The organism is Roseovarius sp. M141 (genome assembly GCF_024355225.1).
Lineage (GTDB): Bacteria > Pseudomonadota > Alphaproteobacteria > Rhodobacterales > Rhodobacteraceae > Roseovarius.
The window spans coordinates 2,210,488-2,231,059 of record NZ_VCNH01000008.1 but is presented as its reverse complement, the minus strand read 5'-3'; the positions used below and the strand labels follow the sequence as shown (position 1 = coordinate 2,231,059).

The 20,572-nt window shown below is 61.9% G+C and carries 17 protein-coding genes, 2 tRNA genes and 1 pseudogene; 14 read left to right on the top strand and 6 right to left on the bottom strand.

The genetic code is table 11. From position 1 onward, the window contains the following. The first annotated feature begins 54 nt into the window (after positions 1-54). Positions 55-129: transfer RNA gene (locus FGD77_RS14860), tRNA-Gln, on the top strand. Positions 130-924: 795 nt separating this feature from the next. On the opposite strand, the gene FGD77_RS14855 is transcribed toward FGD77_RS14860, so the two are convergent. The 5 genes from FGD77_RS14855 to pdxH form a co-directional block, all read right to left on the bottom strand. Next, positions 925-4,605: a vitamin B12-dependent ribonucleotide reductase gene (locus FGD77_RS14855; RefSeq protein ID WP_255010934.1), complete on the bottom strand. Its 3,681-nt coding sequence runs from the start codon at positions 4,603-4,605 to the stop codon at positions 925-927. 616 nt (positions 4,606-5,221) lie between these two features. Next, positions 5,222-5,298: transfer RNA gene (locus tag FGD77_RS14850), tRNA-Pro, on the bottom strand. 96 nt (positions 5,299-5,394) lie between these two features. Next, on the bottom strand, positions 5,395-5,877 hold the full coding sequence (locus FGD77_RS14845; RefSeq protein ID WP_255010933.1) for a DUF192 domain-containing protein: 483 nt from the start codon (positions 5,875-5,877) through the stop codon (positions 5,395-5,397). Next, entirely contained in the window at positions 5,865-6,380 is a 516-nt protein-coding gene (locus FGD77_RS14840) for a cold-shock protein (RefSeq protein WP_255010932.1), read from the bottom strand. The genes FGD77_RS14845 and FGD77_RS14840 overlap by 13 nt, the downstream gene beginning before the upstream one ends. Positions 6,381-6,552: 172 nt before the next feature. Further along, positions 6,553-7,158 carry a pyridoxamine 5'-phosphate oxidase gene (pdxH, locus tag FGD77_RS14835; protein WP_255010931.1) on the bottom strand — a complete coding sequence of 202 codons (606 nt, stop codon included), beginning with the start codon at positions 7,156-7,158 and terminating at the stop codon, positions 6,553-6,555. Between the two features lie 162 nt (positions 7,159-7,320). Here pdxH and fabI point away from each other — a divergent pair, with 162 nt between their 5' ends. From fabI to FGD77_RS14800, 7 genes and pseudogenes are all read left to right on the top strand, one after another. Then, positions 7,321-8,127, top strand: coding sequence for an enoyl-ACP reductase FabI (gene fabI, locus FGD77_RS14830; RefSeq protein ID WP_255010930.1), 807 nt, complete (start codon positions 7,321-7,323; stop codon positions 8,125-8,127). A 3-nt stretch (positions 8,128-8,130) separates the two neighbouring features. Then, positions 8,131-8,319, top strand: coding sequence for a hypothetical protein (locus tag FGD77_RS14825; protein WP_255010929.1), 189 nt, complete (start codon positions 8,131-8,133; stop codon positions 8,317-8,319). 15 nt (positions 8,320-8,334) lie between these two features. Next, positions 8,335-8,835, top strand: a complete 501-nt coding sequence (gpt, locus tag FGD77_RS14820; RefSeq protein WP_255010928.1) for a xanthine phosphoribosyltransferase — start codon at positions 8,335-8,337, stop codon at positions 8,833-8,835. 20 nt (positions 8,836-8,855) lie between these two features. Continuing rightward, entirely contained in the window at positions 8,856-10,061 is a 1,206-nt protein-coding gene (locus FGD77_RS14815) for an aminotransferase (protein ID WP_255010927.1), read from the top strand. 44 nt (positions 10,062-10,105) lie between these two features. Further along, positions 10,106-11,959: a peptidylprolyl isomerase gene (locus FGD77_RS14810; protein ID WP_255010926.1), complete on the top strand. Its 1,854-nt coding sequence runs from the start codon at positions 10,106-10,108 to the stop codon at positions 11,957-11,959. A 12-nt stretch (positions 11,960-11,971) separates the two neighbouring features. Then, a pseudogene (gene trpE, locus FGD77_RS14805) lies at positions 11,972-13,478 on the top strand (anthranilate synthase component I). A gap of 64 nt (positions 13,479-13,542) precedes the next feature. Next, on the top strand, positions 13,543-14,079 hold the full coding sequence (locus FGD77_RS14800) for a pseudouridine synthase (RefSeq protein ID WP_255010925.1): 537 nt from the start codon (positions 13,543-13,545) through the stop codon (positions 14,077-14,079). Here the strand turns inward: FGD77_RS14800 and FGD77_RS14795 are convergent. Beyond that, the gene (locus FGD77_RS14795) at positions 14,076-15,485 is read right to left on the bottom strand and encodes a divergent polysaccharide deacteylase family protein (protein WP_255010924.1); all 1,410 of its coding nucleotides are present in this window, start codon (positions 15,483-15,485) and stop codon (positions 14,076-14,078) included. The two genes, FGD77_RS14800 and FGD77_RS14795, sit on opposite strands and share 4 nt — an antisense overlap. Positions 15,486-15,655: 170 nt before the next feature. Here FGD77_RS14795 and FGD77_RS14790 point away from each other — a divergent pair, with 170 nt between their 5' ends. The 6 genes from FGD77_RS14790 to lexA all read left to right on the top strand — a co-directional run bounded on the left by FGD77_RS14790 (position 15,656) and on the right by lexA (position 20,563). Further along, positions 15,656-16,237: an aminodeoxychorismate/anthranilate synthase component II gene (locus FGD77_RS14790; protein WP_255014245.1), complete on the top strand. Its 582-nt coding sequence runs from the start codon at positions 15,656-15,658 to the stop codon at positions 16,235-16,237. Continuing rightward, entirely contained in the window at positions 16,234-17,256 is a 1,023-nt protein-coding gene (gene trpD, locus FGD77_RS14785) for an anthranilate phosphoribosyltransferase (protein ID WP_255010923.1), read from the top strand. Before FGD77_RS14790 ends, trpD begins: the two co-directional genes overlap by 4 nt. Continuing rightward, entirely contained in the window at positions 17,253-18,068 is an 816-nt protein-coding gene (gene trpC / locus FGD77_RS14780) for an indole-3-glycerol phosphate synthase TrpC (protein WP_255010922.1), read from the top strand. Before trpD ends, trpC begins: the two co-directional genes overlap by 4 nt. A 1-nt stretch (position 18,069) precedes the next feature. Beyond that, positions 18,070-18,546 (top strand): cyclic pyranopterin monophosphate synthase MoaC, encoded by a 477-nt coding sequence (gene moaC / locus FGD77_RS14775; RefSeq protein WP_255010921.1) that lies wholly within the window; start codon positions 18,070-18,072, stop codon positions 18,544-18,546. Positions 18,547-18,605: 59 nt separating this feature from the next. Then, the gene (glp, locus tag FGD77_RS14770) at positions 18,606-19,778 is read left to right on the top strand and encodes a gephyrin-like molybdotransferase Glp (RefSeq protein WP_255010920.1); all 1,173 of its coding nucleotides are present in this window, start codon (positions 18,606-18,608) and stop codon (positions 19,776-19,778) included. Positions 19,779-19,861: 83 nt separating this feature from the next. Continuing rightward, positions 19,862-20,563, top strand: a complete 702-nt coding sequence (gene lexA / locus FGD77_RS14765) for a transcriptional repressor LexA (RefSeq protein WP_255010919.1) — start codon at positions 19,862-19,864, stop codon at positions 20,561-20,563. Positions 20,564-20,572: the final 9 nt, after the last annotated feature.

The following is a 20,572-nucleotide window of genomic DNA, read 5'->3' as shown; positions in this document are numbered from 1 at the left end:
TTTGCCATTCGGTCTTGCACCCCATGCCGGGCCAGAGTAATCACCACGCCACGTTGGGGTGTAGCCAAGCGGTAAGGCATCGGTTTTTGGTACCGTGTATCGTAGGTTCGAATCCTACCACCCCAGCCACTTTTCTTTTGATGTGCCGTCCGGCATGACTCGCAACTTGTCCGGCGAGAAACGCAACTTTTGTCGGGTAAGAACGCAACTTCGCGCATTTACTTCAATTTGGTGCCCTTTTGAGTTGTCTAGGATACCTGTTTGCGAGTTTCTGATAAATGCCCCGAAAATACCCAATAGTCACTGTGATCTCAGCAAATGACAACCAGAGCTGATTCCGTGGCAATCGAACGCTGGCCTCCTTGGTGGGCAGACGGCAGCCCTAAAACATCCAACCGTTTTCAATCCTGAAATTTGTAAACTTCGATGTCCTGACGTGCCATATAGAATGCCATGGCATACAAATTCGGCTACAGGTCGTGCCCGGCAGTAAGAAGCATTCGATGGGTATTTTTGTGCGAGATACCTCCATGGGGGAGTAAACAACTAATTCTTCCAACGAAGTTCAACATATCTTCTTGAGTTATGCGGTCGAAGGTTGCGTCCGAGACGTCAGTGAACTTATGAGCGAGGCTGGCAACCTTATCCTCTCCTCCTCCAGAGATCGCGAATTTGTAGAGCTCTTGAATGAAGTCTCGGTACCCTTTGAAGTCACCACTGAATGCAAGATCTGCAGCTTGTGGTAAATTTGGTATGGTTCGCGCGCCTAGCGCGCGAACCCCCTATTTCATGGAGATTGTATCAACCGAATTTTGAAATTCGAACGAAATTACGGCTTCTCACAATTACGATTTCTCACAGTCGGGACGATCTTTGCCCGATTTGGGAGCTACCTTGCCCCTACCGACAAAAACCCTCACTCCCTCAGCTACACCCACTCGTCGCGCCACAGGTGTTGCATTTCATGCAGGTGCCGTTGCGCACCAGCGTGTAGTTGCCGCAGTCGCTGCAGGCTTCGCCCTCGTAGCCCTGCATGCGGGCCTTGGTGCGGGCGTCCATGGACACTGCGCCCGATGACGTAACCGTGGTCTGAGACGCCACCAGCGTTGCTGTGCTTGTCGTCTCGGGCACCAGAGTCTGGAGGCTCGCGACCGGATCGCCGCCGCCTTGGGCTGTCATTTGGCTGGGCATCTGGCCTCCGTTGAGCACGTACAGCTCCTGCGGCAGACGCTTGCGCAGATACCCGGTCGAGCTGATCTGTTTGAGCACCGCGAGCGATCTGGTGGCAGCGGCCTCGCTCATCTCACTGATGTTGCGCACGCCTTCCTCTTCGCCGCGACCCAGATCATCAAAGCTGTGGCCCTCGGGTTTCACATGCGCCAGATCGGTGCGATCCAGATAGGACACCGCCAGTTCACGGAAGATGTAATCCAGGATCGAGGTCGCGTTCTTGATGCTGTCATTGCCCTGCACCATGCCCGACGGCTCGAACTTGGTGAAGGTGAAGGCGTCGACAAACTCCTCCAGCGGCACGCCGTATTGCAGGCCCACCGACACAGCGATGGCAAAGTTGTTCATCATCGCACGGAAACCGGCGCCTTCCTTGTGCATGTCGATGAAAATCTCGCCCAGTTGGCCGTCTTCATATTCGCCCGTGCGCAAATACACCTTGTGACCGCCGATGATCGCCTTCTGGGTATAGCCCTTGCGCCGCTCCGGCATCTTGTCGCGCTGGAACTTGTTGACCTCTTTGATGACGATCTTTTCGACGATCTTTTCGGCCAGAACGACCGCCTTATCGTGGTTGCTGCCCGATTCCAGCACGTCTGCCGCGTCATCGTCATCCTCGACCAGCGCGGATGCCAGCGGCTGGCTGAGCTTGGAGCCGTCGCGGTAGAGCGCGTTGGCCTTGACCCCGAGGGACCAGGACAGCTCGTACGCCTTCTGGCAATCCTCGATCGTGGCGTCGTTGGCCATGTTGATCGTCTTGGAGATCGCGCCCGAGATGAAGGATTGCGCGGCAGCCATCATGGTAATGTGGCTGTTGACGCTGAGATAACGTTTGCCCTTCTTGCCGCAGGGGTTGGCGCAGTCGAAGATGTGGTAATGCTCGACCTTCAGATGCGGCGCGCCTTCCAGTGTCATGGTGCCACAGACATGGTCGTTCGCCGCCTCGATATCGGCGCGGGAATACCCCAGATGCGCCAGCAGATCGAAGGCCGCATCGTTCAGCTTGGCCGCCGGGATGCCCAGAACATTGGTGCAAAATTCGGCGCCCAGCGTCCACTGGTTGAACACGAACCGGATGTCGAAGGCCGACCCCAGCGCCGCATCCACCTTGGCCAGCTCATTGGGGCCGAAACCGTGGCCGATCAGCGAGGTGTGGTTGATCCCCGGTGCGTTGCCGATGGTGCCGTGGCCCACGGCGTAGCCGATGATTTCCTCAATATGCGCGCTGCCATAGCCCAGCATTTCTAGCGCGGCAGGAACCGATTGGTTGATGATCTTGAAATAGCCGCCACCGGCGAGTTTCTTGAACTTGACCAGCGCAAAGTCGGGCTCGATCCCCGTGGTGTCGCAATCCATGACCAGACCGATCGTACCGGTGGGCGCGATGACGGTGGATTGCGCGTTGCGATAACCGTGCTTTTCGCCCAAGGCCAGCGCCTCGTCCCAGCTGGACATGGCCAATTCGACCAGACGGCTGTCAGGGCAGTTCGCAACGTCCAGCGGGACAGGTTTCACCGCCAGATTTTCATAGCCGCCCGAGGCGCCATAGGCTGCGTTGCGGTGGTTGCGGATGACACGCAGCATATGCTCGGCATTGCGCTCGTAGCCGGCAAACGGGCCCAGCTCGCCCGCCATTTCGGCAGAGGTAGCATAGGCCACGCCGGTCATGATCGCACTCAGCGCACCGCACAAGGCGCGGCCTTCATCGCTGTCATAGCCGTGGCCCATGTTCATCAGCAGACCGCCGATATTGGCATATCCCAGACCCAATGTACGGAAATCGTAGCTGCGCTGCGCGATTTCCTTGGACGGGAACTGTGCCATCATCACGCTGATTTCCAGCGTCACAGTCCACAGGCGCGAAGCGTGCATGTAGCCCTCAGAATCGAAGCGGCCATTGTCGTAGAATTTCAGCAGGTTCATCGAGGCGAGGTTGCAGGCCGTGTCGTCGAGAAACATGTACTCCGAGCAAGGGTTGGACCCGCGGATCTCGCCATCTTCGGGGCAGGTGTGCCACGCGTTGACCGTGTCGTGATACTGGATGCCCGGATCGGCGCAGGCCCATGCGGCATGGCCGACATCTTCCCACAGATCACGCGCCTTGATCGTCTTGGCAACCGAGCCGTCTGTGCGGTTCAGCAGCGCCCAATTGGCATCGTCCTTGACCGCCTTGAGGAAGGCATCGGTCACGCGGATCGAGTTGTTGGAGTTCTGGCCCGAAACGGAGGCATATGCCTCGCTATCCCAATCGGTGTCGTAGGTCGGGAATTCAATGCTCTCGTAGCCCTGCTTGGCATAATCCAGCACGCGCTTGACGTAGGTTTCGGGGATCGAGCATTTCTTGGCGCTGCGGATGGCGTCCTTCAACTGCGCGTTTTTCCTGGGGTCGACCGAATCGTCACTGCTGCCATCCCATGCGCGGATCGCGGCAAAGATCTCGTTCAGCTTCTGCTCGTGCATCTTTGATCCGGCGACGATGCTGGCGACCTTCTGCTCTTCCTTCACTTTCCAGTTGATGAATTCCTGAACGTCGGGGTGGTCGGCGTCGCAGATCACCATTTTCGCCGCGCGGCGCGTCGTGCCGCCCGACTTGATCGCGCCGGCCGCACGGTCACCGATTTTCAGAAAGCCCATCAGGCCCGACGATTTACCACCGCCTGACAGCGGCTCATTCGCCGCGCGCAGGCTGGAGAAGTTCGTGCCGGTGCCCGAGCCGTACTTGAACAGGCGCGCCTCGCGCACCCACAGATCCATGATGCCGCCATCGCCGACCAGATCATCGGCGACGGATTGGATGAAGCAGGCATGCGGCTGCGGATGCTCGTAAGCTGACGTCGATTTCGTCAGCTTGCCGGACTTGTAGTCGACGTAATAGTGCCCCTGCCCCGGACCGTCGATGCCATAGGCCCAGTGCAGGCCGGTGTTGAACCATTGCGGGCTGTTGGGCGCGCCCATCTGGCGGGCCAGCATCACGCGCATCTCGTCGAAATAGGCCTGTGCGTCGGCCTCATCGGTGAAATAGCCGCCCTTCCAGCCCCAGTAGGCCCAGGCGCCGGCAAGCCGGTCAAAGACCTGCCGCGCGGACGTTTCCCCGCCCGTTTCGACATCCTTGCCGTCGGCGACCGAGCGCCACAGGAATTCGGGGACGCCCTTTTCCTTGACCTTCTTCAGACGCGCGGGAACGCCGGCCTTGCGGAAATACTTCTGCGCGATGACGTCGCTGGCGACCTGGCTCCAGCCAGCGGGCACTTCGACATTGTCGAGTTTGAAAACAGTCGTGCCGTCAGGGTTGCGGATCTCGGACGCGGTCGTCACGAATTCCAGCTCTGCATACGCATCCTGGCCTGCCTTGGTGAATTTTCTCTCGATTTTCATGTCACTGCCCTCTCGCCCCGTCTGACGGGTGTCGCTGTTGTCTGCATATCTGCCGGGCGCGCCGTTCCGCGCCAGACAACTCATCACTCAAACGAACTTGTCCCGGCCGGACGCCCTGCACCCTACGCGATGCGCGCCATTAAACGCCGGATACCCGGTGCTGACTGAGATTAGTTTCCCCGGCGTACACCCACTATATCTTGTGGCCACATTACCGGTCTGCACAACCTGACGCATTTCATCATAGTACGTCAACGAAAATTTAGGGCAATATCGGGCTGTTTTGAGTTGACGTTTTCGGGATACTCCGGCGCGCCCGGCCCCAGCCGATTCACCCACAGCATATCCACAGGGCGGCCGCGCGCGGCAGTGTCGGGCGCATGATTTCGATTCCGCTGATTTTCGGCGGGTTTAGACGGCCCCTTCCAGTCGGTGGCGCCGGGTTATCCACCGACACCTTCCGGTGACATATTTATGTCAGGCGCGGAAAAATAAACTTTAGGAAGAAACGACGCAGATGCACTCGCGTCACATGCAAGCGATTTCTCGCCATCCACAACCGTCGCAGCTGCGTCATCAGCGCTGTGACTGCCGAAAAATCATCAATGGGAAAGAATGGTCGGGGCGGCGAGATTCGAACTCACGACCCCCTGTACCCAAAACAGGTGCGCTACCAGACTGCGCCACGCCCCGAACCATGGCGATCCCAATACGCATGTTCGCCGACGAAGAAAAGCCCAAATGCAGCTCCGCGGCCCGCAAGTTTCCCCGAATCCGGCGCCGCCCCGTTCAGCAGCCCCAAGCAGCCCGGCCTGCGGCAAAGGAAGGATGGCGCAGCTGCGTACCGGGAACGATTCCCATACGTTGGGCCAGACCGCCGTTGATCTCCAGCACGGCCTTGATATCAGCGCCGCCCATAATCGGGGTCAGGTCACCCGGCATTGCATTCGAATGAACCCGCGCGACCGTACCGGTCGCGTCAAGAAAAATCATGTCCAGCGGAATGAGTGTGTTTTTCATCCAGAATCCCACGGTCCGTGCCTCGGGATAGACGAACAGCATACCTGCGCCCTGCGGCATGCTTTCCCGGTGCATCAGGCCCTGAGCGCGCTCGGCCTCGTCATCAGCCAGCTCAATGGTGAACCGCGCCTGCCCCCAGTCGCCCCGCAGTTGTACCTGATCGTCCCGGCAGGCCGGTTCCGCAGATGCAGCGGCCACAGCCCAGCCGGACGCCCAGGCCACGACGGCAATGGTCGCTATCAGCTGTCGCATTTTATCGCCGTCTCCCATCCGTTCACTTCGGTCGCCATCCGCCCCCGTTTGCCGTCGATCACACGGATCGCCAGCGCCTCGCCGGGTTGCAGATCGGCCAAGCCAGAACGGCGCAGCACTTCGATGTGGACGAACACGTCACCTTCGTCGCCGAAAGTGTTGGCAAATCCGAATCCCTTGACCTTGTCGAACCACTTGATGCGGGCCGGCATCAGGGGCGCGGCAAGCAGCACTTCGGGGTCTATATCGTCGAAATCCGCCAGCCCGGGCATCTCGACCCCTTCGGGAGGGCTGATTTCATGGACCAGAACCGCCTGAACGCCGCGGCCTGTTTTCTGCACGTCCAGTTCGATTATAGCGTCATCCACGACAGAACTCTGGCCAAAGTTGCGCAGAACATTGGCATGCAGCAATATATCAACGCCGCCAGCATCGGACACAACGAATCCGAACCCCTTGCCGGGGTCGAACCATTTGACGCGCCCTCGCACCCTGTCGGTCATGACCCACCTGCATCAGAAACTCGGTAAAAACTAACCTTAGTATACATATAGTACTCTATCCCGCCCCGTCTATCGGTAAGACGCGGCAAAAGCGCTTCGCCGCCCGCCGATGCGACATTTTTTCACGGATCAACCTGAGTTAACTTGACCAGAACAAAAATTAAACCATTTTTTAGGGGTTGAGACGTGTAATCTCCCACGGTGCTGTCGCCTCTCCGCGCCGCCAGACAAAGCGGTCATGCAGGCGAAAATCCCCATCGGCCCAAAATTCGATCTCGACCGGGGTGATCTTGAAGCCACCCCAGAATGGCGGGCGCGACGGGTTCAGCCCATGGCGGGCCGATACCTTGGCCACCTCGGCCATCAGCGCGCCGCGGCTGGACAATGGCCGCGATTGTTTCGACGCCCAGGCGCCCAACCTGCTTTTGAGCGAGCGGGACGCGTAGTATGCGTCCGCTTCCGGCCCCTCCTGGCGTGTGATTGTGCCGCGCACACGGATCTGGCGGCGCAGGCTTTTCCAATGCATGACGAACCCGGCCTTGCCGGTCGCGGCCAGTTCCTGGCCTTTGGCGCTGTCATAATTAGTGTAAAACACAAAACCATCGTCCGCGATTTCCTTCAGCAGGACCATGCGCATGTTCGGCAGGCCATCCGCATCGACCGTTGCCAGCGCGATGGCATTGGGATCGTTCGGCTCGCTGATTTCAGCCTCGGCCAGCCAGTCGCGCGCGATGGTGAACGGGTCGTCCCCGGCGAATATTCCGGTCCTGTCGATCATGTCGTCCTACCTATCTTTGCTGCACTGCCCCATTACGGGCAATGTGGCCCGACACGCGCCCATGTGCAACGTCCCATCGCGCCGCTGAAGCCAACCCTTGATGCACCCAAGTCAATCGCATAAAAGATCGTTGATACATCAGAATTGCGTTGGGAAATGGACATGTCTAACACTTTAATGGCGGGCAAGCGCGGGCTGATCATGGGCCTCGCCAATGACAAATCCATCGCATGGGGCATCGCGCAGGCCTGCGCCGATGCGGGCGCCGAACTGGCATTCACCTATATGGGCGATGCGTTCAAAAAACGGGTCGAGCCGCTGGCCAGATCGCTTGGCTCGGACGTCATGATAGATTGCAACGTGTCCGATCCCGCCTCGATCGACGCCGCCTTTGCCGAGATCGAAAAGGTCTGGGGCAAGATCGACTTTCTGGTTCACGCCATCGGCTTTTCAGACAAGAACGAACTGCGCGGCCGCTATATCGATACCAGCCGCGAGAACTTCCTGAATACGCTGGATGTCAGCTGCTACAGCTTCACCGCCGTGGCCAAGCGGGCCGAGAAGCTCATGCGGGACGGTGGCTCGATGCTGACGCTCACCTATTACGGGGCCGAACAGGTGATGCCGCACTACAACGTGATGGGCATCGCCAAGGCTGCGCTTGAGGCGTCTGTCAAATACCTCGCCGAGGATCTGGGCAAGGACGGCATCCGCGTCAATGCCATTTCCGCCGGCCCGATCAAGACGCTGGCCGCCAGCGGCATCGGCGATTTCCGCTATATCCTGAAGTGGAACGAACTGAATTCGCCCCTGCGGCGCAATGTGACCATCGACGATGTCGGCAAGGCCGCGCTGTTCCTGCTCAGCGATCTGGGCAGCGGCACCACGGGCGAGAACCTGCATGTCGACGCGGGCTATCACGTCGTCGGGATGAAGGCGGTCGACGCGCCCGATATCGACGCCACCTAGGCGATGGATACCGCGACGCTCCTGTTGTTCAGCGCTGCAATCCTTAGCGCACTCACCAGCCCCGGACCTGCGTTCATTGCGATGACCCTGACCACCACGCCGATGCGCAGGGGCTATGTTCGCCTCGAATCTAAATTCGACCGGGGCGCCGCCCTGCCCTTGGGCGCGATGGCCGCCCGTATCGCCATTTGACCTGAAGGACCCCCCATGCAAGAGCCACTGCCGCACGAAAAGGGCTTTCACGTCAGCTGGGACCAGCTGCACCGCGACGCGCGCGCGCTGGCGTGGCGGCTGGACGGGCACGGCCCCGATGACGGCGCATGGCGTGCGGTCGTCGCCATAACCCGCGGCGGCATGGCCCCCGCGATGATCGTCGCGCGCGAGCTGGACATTCGCACAGTCGATACGATCAGCGTCAAAAGCTACGACCACCAATCCCAGGGCGACGCACGCATCCTGAAATCGCCCGACATGAATGTGATCGGTGACGGCACCGGCGTGCTGGTGATTGACGATCTGGTGGACACGGGGCGCACCCTGGACGTCGTGCGCGCCCATATGCCAAAGGCGCATATCGCCACAGTCTATGCCAAGCCGATGGGCCGCGACCGCGTGCAAAGCTTCGTCACCGAGGTCAGTCAGGATACCTGGATCTTCTTCCCCTGGGATCTGGCACTGCAATACGTTCAGCCCTATCGCGGCAAATAGACCGCCCGGAGACATATAATATGAGCCGCACATCCCACAGCTTTGCCCCGCCCGTGATGGAGGCCCGCCGCTGGCTGGACGGCGTCCAGTTCACCGCGGATCGCCCTTTGCTGAACCTCAGCCAGGCCGCCCCCGTCGACGCGCCCCCTGAAGGGCTGCGCGCCGCCATTGCCGAGGCCGCGATGCACCAGACGGACGCGCATCTTTATGGCGCCGTCCTTGGCCGCGACGATCTGCGCGCCGAAGTCGCGGCGCAGTGGAGCGCGGCCTATGGCGGCCAGATCGGCGCGCAGAACGTCGCCATAACCTCGGGCTGCAATCAGGCGTTCTGTGCGGCGCTGGCTACGCTGTGCGATGAGGGCGACGAGGTGATCCTGCCGACCCCGTGGTATTTCAACCACAAGATGTGGCTGGACATGACCGGGGTGCGCAGCGTCCCCCTGCCCGCCGAAGCAGGCCTGCTGCCCGACCCCGAGCGCGCCGCGACGCTGATCACGCCCCGCACCCGCGCCATCGTGCTGGTCACCCCGAACAACCCGGGCGGTGTCGAATACCCCAGCAATCTGGTGCGCGCCTTCTTTGATCTGGCCCGCAAACATGGCATCGCCCTGATCATCGATGAAACCTACCGCGATTTCGACGCGCGCACGGGCGCGCCGCATGATCTGTTCACCGACCCGGACTGGGACGATACGCTGATCCAGCTCTATTCCTTTTCCAAGGCATACCGCCTGACCGGCCACCGTGTTGGCGCGATTGTGACATCCCCCGCACGGCTGGAAGCGGCCGAAAAGTTCCTCGATTGCGTGGCGATCTGCCCGAACCAGCTGGGCCAGATCGGCGCACTTTGGGGGATGCGGAACCTCGGTCAGTGGCTGGCGGGCGAGCGGGCCGAAATTCTGGACCGCCGCGCCGCGATCCAACAGGGTATGCCCCGCCTTGCCGATCGGGGCTGGGACTTAAAAGGCGTCGGTGCCTATTTTGCATATATCGCGCATCCCTTCGCGCCCGGCTCGGACGTTCTGGCGCCCAAACTGGTGCAGGATGCGGGCGTTTTACTGCTGCCCGGCACGATGTTCACGCCCAAGGGGGATACCTCTGGCGCGCGCCACTTCCGCGTCGCGTTTGCCAATGTCGATCGCGCCGGAATCGGAACGCTGTTTGATAGACTTGCAGCACTGGGCGGGCCGGGCTGGCCCCTTGCCCCCAAAGCGGCGAGCGCATAGACAGTCGCCAAAGCCATTTTCCCCAATCCGAGGGCGCCCCGACCATGCGATCTAGCCGTATTTCCAAATCCGCAATGTGGATCCTGATGGGCCTTCTGGTCCTCGGGCTCGCCGGGTTCAGCGTCACTAATTTCAGCGGCGGCATCACCCAGGTCGGCAGTGTCGGCGAGACGGCAATCGACGTCAATGAATACGCCCGCGCCCTGCGCGCCGAGGTCAATGCCGCCACCGCCGAAACCGGCGCACCGGTCAGCTTTGCCCAGGCCGAGGCAGAGGGCCTGCCGCAGAACGTGCTGTCGCGCCTCATAGCGCAGGCCGCGCTGGAGGATGAAACTGCACGTCTGGGCATTTCCGTGGGCGACGCCACGCTCCTGCAACAGATCACGGAAATCCCAGGTTTTCAGGGCCTTGACGGAAATTTCGACCGCGACGGATATCGCTACGCACTAGACCGTGCCGGCTTTAGCGAGGCGGAATTCGAAGAGGACATACGTACCGAGACGGCCAGCACGCTGGTCCAGGGCGCCATAATCTCGGGCGTCAGCACGCCCGACGCCTACATCGACACCCTGCTGAACTACATCGCAGAAGAGCGCAGCGTGACCTACGCCCCCCTCGCCCGCGCCGATCTGACCACCGGCATGCCGGTGCCCAGCGATGCCGACCTTGAGGCCTATTACCAGTCGAACCTGCCCGCCTTCACCACGCCGCAGATCAAGCGGATCACTTATGCGTGGATGACGCCCGAGATGATCATCGACGATGTCGAGGTGCCCCAGGACGCCCTGCGCGAGGCCTATGACAGCCGCATCGCGGAGTTTGAACAGCCCGAACGCCGTCTGGTCGAGCGTCTGGTCTTCCCCGATGCAGACGCCGCCGCCACCGCCATGGCGCAGATCGACAGCGGCGAGGCCAGCTTTGATGATCTGGTCGCGGCGCGCGGTCTCAGCCTTCAGGATGTGGATCTGGGCGATGTGGAACGCGACGATCTGAACGGCGCGGGCGAGGCCGTGTTTGACGCCGGTGCGGGCGACGTGGTTGGCCCGTTGGACAGCAATCTGGGCCCCGCGTTGTTTCGCGTCAACGCCGTGCTACAGGCGCAAAGCACCAGCTTTGAAGAGGCCGAACCACAGCTGAGGGACGAACTGGCAGGCGACCGCGCCGCCCGCGTGGTCGATGCGGCCACCGATACCATCGACGACCTTCTGGCTGGCGGCGCTACGCTGGAAAACCTCAAGGACGAAACCAACATGCAGGTCGGCGTGATCGACTGGCATCCGGGCCTAGGCGAGGGCATCGCCGGTTACACTGAATTCCGCAGTGCCGCCGAGGCGGTGGCGGATGGCGATTTCCCGGCGGTCGCCGCCCTTGGCGACGGTGGCATCTTTGCGCTGCGCCTTGACGAGGTGATCGATCCGACGGTGCAGCCGATATCCGAAGTGCAGGATCAGGTCGCCGCCGCATGGGCGCGCGATGCCCTGCTGGACGCGCTGAGCGAACAGGCCGCCCCTATGGTCGAGGCAATCGAGAACGGCGCCAGTTTTGAAGATCAGGGCCTGACGCCGCAGACCGCAGCGGGCCTGACCCGCCAAGGCTTTCAGCAGGGCACGCCGCCCGGCTTCATCCCCGCCCTATTCGATATGCAAGAGGGTGACGTCATGACGATCCCGGGCACAACGGACCTGTTCATCGTGCGCCTTGACGCCATCGAATCGCCGGATGCGACGCCCGACGCGACGGATGGCGATCTGGTTCAGATGCGCCAGACCCTGCGCGATTCGGCGGCGAACGACATCGCGCAGGATCTCTATCAGGCGCTGGCGGGCGACATTCGCAGCCGCGCCGGCATTACGCTGGATCAGCAGGCAATCAACGCCGTGCATGCCAACTTCCAATAGGGGACGCGCACCGTGGATCTGACACCGACCTTCGATGATTTCGCTCCCGGCCACGAGGCCGGAGCCAGCCAGATCGTCTATACCCGCCTTGCTGCCGATCTGGACACACCCGTGTCCTTGATGCTGAAACTGACGGGTGCGGCCACCGACGCCTTCATGCTGGAATCGGTGACCGGCGGCGAAGTGCGCGGACGCTATTCGATCATCGGGATGAAACCCGATCTGATCTGGCAGTGCCACGGCAAGACCAGCCGCATCAACCGGCAGGCGCGCTTTGATTCCGACGCGTGGGAGGCCCAGGACGGCAACCCGCTGGACAACCTGCGCCAGCTCATCGCAGAAAGCCGGATTGATCTGCCGGAGGATCTGCCCGCCGCGAGCGCGGGCCTTTTCGGCTATCTCGGTTATGACATGATCCGGCTGGTCGAGCATCTGCCGAACGTGAACCCCGACCCGCTGGGCCTGCCGGATGCGCTGATGCTGCGTCCTTCGGTGATAGCCGTTCTGGACGGGGTCAAGGGCGAGGTGATCGTCGTCGCCCCGGCATGGGCCGGGTCAGGACAGTCCGCGCGCGCAGCCTATGCGCAGGCCGCCGAGCGCGTGATGGATGCGGTCCGCGATCTGGAACGCGCCCTGCCCCAAGCCAGCCGTGGTCTGGGCGCGGCGGCCGATGAGGGTGACGTCACGTCTAATTTCACGCGTGATGGCTACAAGGCCGCCGTCGATCAGGCCAAGGAGTATATCCGCGCCGGCGACATATTTCAGGTGGTGCCCAGCCAGCGTTGGACGCAGCCCTTCCGCCAGCCGCCCTTTGCGCTCTATCGCAGCCTCCGGCGCACGAACCCGTCGCCTTTCATGTTCTACTTTAATTTCGGCGGCTTTCAGGTTATCGGCGCCAGCCCGGAAATTCTGGTGCGCGTCTTTGGCAACGAGGTGACGATCCGCCCCATCGCCGGCACCCGCCCTCGCGGCGCCACGCCCGAAGAGGATCGCGCGAACGAGGCCGATCTGATGTCGGACGCCAAGGAACTGGCCGAGCATCTGATGCTGCTGGATCTGGGCCGCAACGACACGGGCCGCGTCTGCAAGGTGGGCACAGTGCGCCCGACCGAGGAATTCATCATCGAACGCTATAGCCACGTCATGCATATCGTCAGCAACGTGGTGGGCGAATTGTCCGACGATCAGGACGCGCTCAGCGCGCTTCTGGCCGGGCTGCCGCACGGTGTCAGGGGCCCCAAAAGTCCGCGCGATGGAAATCATCGACGAGCTTGAGCCGGAAAAGCGCGGCGTCTATGGCGGTGGTGTCGGGTATTTCAGCGCCGGCGGTGATATGGACATCTGCATCGCCCTGCGCACCGCCGTGGTCAAGGATGAAAACCTTTACATTCAGGCAGGCGGCGGTGTCGTTTATGATAGCGACCCAGAGGCGGAATATATGGAAACCGTCCATAAATCCAACGCGATCCGCCGCGCCGCAGCGGATGCTGCCCGCTTTGGTGGCGACGGCAACAGTTGATGCACGCCGAATTTTCACTGAAATTCGTGGCGCAAATTTTCGCGAAAATTTGGCGTGGCCCCAGATGGCGCGCCTGATCCTGTTCAACAAACCGCATGGCGTGCTGTCCCAGTTCAGCGACGATGGCAGCGGTCGGCCCACCTTGTCGTCTTATATCGACGTTCCGGGAATCTATCCCGCCGGACGTCTGGATCGGGACAGCGAGGGGCTGCTGCTGCTCACCGATGATGGCAAACTTCAGGCGCGCATTGCCGACCCCAGATATAAAAAGCCCAAAACATATCTGGTACAGGTCGAGGGGCTGCCCGATGACGCCGCCCTGTCGGCGTTGCGAACCGGCATCACGCTGAAGGACGGTCCGACCCTTCCGGCGCAGGCCTGCCGGATCGCGCCGCCGGACCTATGGCCGCGCGTGCCGCCCATTCGCTATCGCAAATCCGTGCCGGACGCCTGGATCGAGCTGATCATTACCGAGGGGCGCAACCGGCAGGTACGGCGCATGACTGCCCATGTCGGTCACCCCACCTTGCGTCTGGTGCGCTGGCGCATCGGCGACCGGTCGCTGGATGGAATCGCGCCGGGTTGCTGGCGCGACGCTTAGTTATTCTCCGTCAGCACCGCCGACACCGGCGCCAGCGCCACAAGGCTGGCGCGGTCCTGCACCCCCCAAAGCAGCAGCGCACGGATCGTGTCCGCCTGCAGGCGCCCCACCAAGATCACACCGCCCTCGTCCCGGCGGGACTTGGATGCCGCCTGATCCAGAAAACGGCGGACCACCGTCGCGCTCTGGCCACCGGAGTCGACGTCGCGAAATACGGTCGCCACCGGCATGCCCTCGCGCGCGATCAGCTTGGGCGCGGTTTCAAGTCCCTTGGAATAGATGACCAAACCCCGCCCGGACTCCATCAGGATCGACGCCAACCGCTCACTTGCTTCCCCGCTGATTTGCAAACCTTCGCCGGTGCCCTCAAGGATCGCGACCGCTTCGGGTACGGCGCTCTCCACCATCTGAATATTGGTTTCGGTGTCACGCACCGTTGCGTTGGCGGGCAGATCGGCAATCGCCAGCACCTCGAACCCCGCATCGCGGTATCGGCGCATCGCATCCGTCGCACCCGGCCAAGCGGCATCAACCGCAAAGCTCAGCGGATAGGGAAACGATGCCAGCGCGTCCAAACCGATGGCGCTGGTGCCGTCGTCGATCAGCACAACCGACATCAGTGGCCTGCCCTCGGGGTTGTCAAAGCCGGAAGCATAGGCCCTGATCGCGGGCCGATCCGTCGGCGACGCGCCATCATCGGCGGCAGGCTCGGGCTTGGGCGACGCGCCAGGGATTGGCAGGCGCTGCGTTTCGATCCCGCCGACAGTTCCCGAAGACGTATTGCTATTGTCGGGTATCTTAGCGTCCGACGGCATGTCTGGCACTGCGTCATCCGCCGTTTCTGCCTGCTGTGGGACCGGGGCCAGCTGCGGCGCGGGCACAGCGGCGTTAAAGCTCGCGCTGCCTTCCACCTCGGGCAGGCTGGGCTGCGCGGGATCGGCAGAAATCGAAGCATCTGCACCGCCCGCAGCAGGCGCCGTACTGGCGGCATCACTTGCATCATATGCATCATCGCCGCCCGCCCCCGCAGCATCCTGTGCCGCCATCGGCATGCCGCTGCCCTCGTCCATGACCTCCGGCGCCGTCAAATCCGTCTGCGGCGCGCTGATTTCCGGGCGCATGGTGGGCGCCGTGTCTGCTGCGGCGACCTGGCTCAGATCATCGGGCGACGCAACGCCAAACTGAGGCGCGCCGCCCGTCAATGCTGGCGCACCATCGGTCCGTGGCAAGCGCGCGGCCGTATCGTCGCGCGCTTGGTTAAAGCCCGAGCCTGCCGGCACATCCAGCGCGCCCGCATCCGGGCCGCGCCCGGAGACCTCCGGGCCGATCGCGACCGACATCGCCCCCAGCGCCAGCCCGGACACAACCGTTCCAGCCACCAATCCCGACAAAAATCCACCTGCCATGTCGCCCGATTCCCCCTTGCATGTCCCTCGCGCGCGGCGTTTCCCGCCTTCGGCCCCTTGACCCTCGGGGCCAAGCCTGAACAAGTATATCGTGACCGGCCCCCCGGCCTCCACCCCCAATCACGGGATGGGGTACGATCATGGGCTCTTACCAACACGGACAGGCCAAGATGCTGTTGCTTATCGATAATTATGACAGTTTCACCTATAATCTGGTGCACTATGTTGGCGAATTAGGCGCCAATGTGGTGGTGCACCGCAACGACGCGCTGGATGTCGCCGCCGCACTGGCACTGAAACCGGCGGGCATCTTGCTGTCCCCCGGTCCGTGCGACCCTGATCAGGCCGGTATATGTTTAGATCTGATATTGGCGGCGGCGGATGCGGGCATCCCCCTGCTGGGCGTTTGCCTGGGCCATCAGGCCATCGGGCAGGCCTTTGGCGGACGCGTCATACGCCACAGTGAAATCGTGCATGGCAAGATGGGCCGGATGCATCACGAAGGTAAGGGCGTCTTTGCCGGACTGCCCTCACCGTTCGAGGCGACGCGCTACCATTCGCTGGTGGTCGAGCGTGACAGCCTGCCGGACTGCCTGGAGGTGACGGCGCATCTGGCAGACGGCACGATCATGGGCCTGCGCCACCGCGAATTGCCCATCGAGGGCGTGCAGTTTCACCCCGAATCCATCGCCTCGCAGCATGGCCATGCGCTGTTGGAAAATTTCCTTGATATGATGAAGATCCCCGCATGAGCGACGCGCTAAAGCCCCTGATCGACACCGCCGCAGACCGCCCCCTGACCCGAACCGAGGCCGAGGCCGCGTTTGCGATCCTGTTCGAGGGCAAGGCAACGCCCAGCCAGATGGGCGGATTCCTGATGGCGCTGCGCACCCGTGGCGAGACGGTGGATGAATACGCCGCCGCCGCCGCAGTGATGCGCGCCAAATGCCACAAGGTACGCGCACCCGAAGGGGCGATCGACATCGTCGGCACCGGCGGCGACGGCAAGGGCACGCTGAACATTTCAACTGCGACGGCCTTTGTCGTAGCGGGCACCGGCGTCTGCGTCGCCAAGCATGGCAATCGCAACCTCAGCTCGAAATCGGGCGCGGCGGATGCCCTGACGCAGTCGGGCGTCAAGGTGATGGTCGGACCGGAAGTCGTTGAAAAGGCTTTGGAAGGTGCCGGTATCGCCTTCATGATGGCGCCAATGCACCACCCGGCCATGGCCCATGTCGGCCCAACGCGGGCCGAGCTGGGCACGCGCACGATCTTCAACATTCTGGGGCCGCTGACCAACCCCGCAGGCGTCAAGAGGCAGCTGACCGGCGCCTATCGCCGCGATCTGATTCGCCCCATGGCCGAGACGCTGCTGCGCCTGGGATCGACGCGCGCGTGGTTGGTCCACGGCAGCGACGGCACAGATGAACTGGCAATCTCCGGTCATTCCTGGGTCGCTGCGCTAGAGGAAGATGGCAGCATCGTCGAATTTGAAATCAACCCCGAGGATGCCGGCCTGCCCTTGCATCCGTTCGAGGATATTCTGGGCGGCACTCCGCAGGAAAACGGCGCCGCGTTTCGTGCCCTTTTAGACGGTGCACACGGCGCCTATCGCGACGCAGTGTTGCTGAATTCGGCCGCCGCGCTGGTTGTAGCCGGCCGGGCGGCGGACCTGCGCGAGGGCGCAGGGCTGGCCACTGAAAGTATCGATAGCGGCGCCGCGCGCAAGCGGCTGGATCTGCTGGCAAAAATTACATCGGAGGCATCATGAGCACCCCCACGATTCTCGACAAGATCAAAGCTTACAAACTGCAAGAGGTCGCCGCCGCCAAGGACGAAACCTCGCCAGACGCGATGAATGACAAGGCCCGCGCCGCGCCGCCGGTACGCAAATTCAAGGACGCGCTTCTGCAGGCATCGATCAGTGGTTACGGCCTGATCGCTGAAATCAAGAAGGCCAGCCCGTCCAAGGGCCTCATTCGCGCCGATTTCGATCCCGCCGCACTGGCCGCCGCCTATGCCGAAGGCGGCGCAACATGCCTGTCCGTCCTGACCGACACACCCAGCTTTCAAGGGGCGAATGAATATCTGACTCAGGCCCGCGCCGCCTGCGATCTGCCGGTGCTGCGCAAGGATTTCATGTTCGACACCTATCAGGTGTCCGAGGCCCGCGCCCTTGGCGCCGATTGCATCCTGATCATCATGGCATGCCTCACCGATGGCGAGGCTGCCGCGCTGGAAAATGCCGCTGCGCATTGGGGTATGGATGCGATCATCGAGATCCACAACGAGGATGAACTGCGCCGCGCCGAGGCGCTGAAATCGCCCCTGATCGGTATAAACAACCGTGATCTCAACACGTTCGAGACGACTTTGGACACGTCGCGCACCCTTGCCCGCTACGTACCCGAGGATCGCATCATCATCTGCGAAAGCGGACTGGAGACACGCGAAGATCTGGCTGATATCGCCCGTTATGGTGCGCGCTGCTTCCTGATTGGCGAGACGTTGATGCGCGCCGATGACGTGGCCAGCGCGACGCGCACAATCCTCAGCAGCCCGCTGATAGCGAGGGGCCGCTGAAATGCCCGGCCTGACTCATTTTGACAGCAATGGCGAGGCCCATATGGTCGACGTCTCCGCCAAGGATGTGACTGCGCGGATCGCAACGGCCGCATGCTACATCAAGATGGCATCGGAAACCTTTGATATCATTGCGCAAGGCCGCGCCAAGAAGGGTGATGTTCTGTCGGTAGCGCGGCTTGCCGGTATCATGGGGGCCAAACGCACCTCAGACCTTATACCGCTATGCCATCCTCTGCCCATCACTAAGGCATCGGTCGACCTGACCCTGGACCCCGACCTGCCCGGCATCCAGATTGAGGCGACCGTCAAGACGACTGGCCAGACCGGCGTCGAGATGGAAGCGCTGACAGCAGCGAGCGTAGCCGCCTTGACCGTCTATGACATGGCCAAGGCCGTGGACCGCGCGATGCAAATCGGCGGGCTCCGCGTGGTTTTGAAAGATGGGGGAAAGTCAGGTCGTTACGCGTCGGAATGAATGTATATTCATGCACTCTACGCAGTGGATATCAAATTTTTTCATAGGGCAAATCATATATGATCTCTGTCGACGAGGCTCTGGCCCATCTATTTGATCTGATCACACCGCTCGCGCCTGAGATAGTCCCGCTACGCGTCGGCTCGGGCCGTGTTCTGGCGCAACCCGTCGCCGCGACGCGCGATCAGCCGCCTTTTGCAGCCTCTGCCATGGACGGCTACGCTGTGCGCAGCGCCGACGTTGCCCCCAACGCCAGTTTCACCGTTATTGGAGAGGCCGCAGCCGGACACCGTTTTGACGGCAGCGCCGGACCGGGTCAGGCTGTGCGCATTTTCACCGGCGCCCCTATCCCAGAGGGCGCAGATCGCGCTATCATTCAAGAGGATGTAACCGTTTCCGGATCTGTGATCACACTTGGGGGTTCCGTGGACACCGGGCCGCATGTGAGGCCCGCCGCTGCGGATTTCACTGCTGGCACAAGGATGGAGGCGCCGCGCCTTTTGGGCCCGCATGACATTGCTTTGCTCGCGGCGATGAACGTTGCAGAACTACCTGTCACCCGCCGCCCTGAGATCGCTATCATCGCGACCGGGGACGAGCTGGTGATGCCCGGCGAAATACCCGGCCCCGATCAGATCATTGCCTCTAACAGTTTCGGCCTTGCCGCGTTGGTCGAGGCGCACGGCGCGCATGCCCGCCTTCTGCCGATTGCGCGCGATAGCGCTGCATCGCTTGAAATGGCGTTCGACCTGGCCGTTGGGTCAGACCTGATCATCACGATCGGGGGCGCGTCGGTGGGCGACCACGACATTGTCGGTCAGGTCGCCGAAAGCATGGGGATGAAGCGTGCCTTCTACAAGATCGCGATGCGCCCGGGCAAGCCATTGATGGCAGGCCAGATGGGAAATGCAGTAATGGTTGGTCTTCCAGGAAATCCCGTTTCGGCAATGGTTTGTGGGCATGTCTTCATTCTTCCAATGGTGCGCGCGATGCTTGGACTGGGCGCCGCACCAGCACCGATTTTCACCGCGCGTCTGGGGGAGGAGCTGCCCGGCAATGGCCCGCGCACACACTATATGCGCGCCACATTTACCGATGGGATCGCCACTCCCGCGACATCGCAAGACAGCGCGCTGCTGGGTGTTCTGGCGCGCGCCAACGTATTGCTGATCCGCCCCTCGCATGACAGCCCCAAACAGGCTGGTGACGACGTGACCTGCATGCGCATCTGACACTGCGCGCCGCGCCTGTTGACACAAAACAAGAACATGCGTAGAACAAAATAGAACAGTTACAAGCTTGAGGGACGGACGGCATGCTCACCAAGAAGCAACTCGATTTGCTCGACTATATCAACAAGCGCGTACAGCGCGATGGTGTCCCGCCCAGTTTCGATGAGATGAAGGATGCGCTGGACCTGCGGTCGAAATCCGGCATTCACCGCCTGATCACTGCGCTTGAGGAGCGTGGGTTCATCCGCCGCCTAGCCCACCGCGCGCGCGCGCTTGAGATCATCAAGCTGCCCGAATCGCTTGGCGGCGGCGCGTCGCATGGATTTGCCGCACGTGTTATCGATGGTGATCGACCCGACGCAGCAACGCCCGCGAACGCGCAGCCTGTTTCGACCGTCGATGCCATGGAACTACCGCTCATGGGCCGTATCGCGGCCGGTGTCCCGATCGAGGCAATCCAGCACGCGTCACATAACGTTGCAGTGCCGGGCGGCATGGTCAGCGGCCCGGGGGAGCATTACGCGCTGGAGGTCAAAGGCGATTCGATGATTGATGCGGGTATCAACGACGGCGATATCGTGGTCATCCGCGAGACGTCGACAGCAGATAATGGTGACATCGTCGTGGCACTGGTCGAAGATCAGGAAGCGACGCTGAAACGCTTTTTCCGGCGTGGCGGCGCAATCGCGCTGGAGGCGGCGAACCCCGCTTATGAAACCCGCATCCTGCCTGACGACAAAGTCAAGGTGCAGGGCCGGTTGGTGGGTCTGATCCGCACGTACTAGGCGACCATG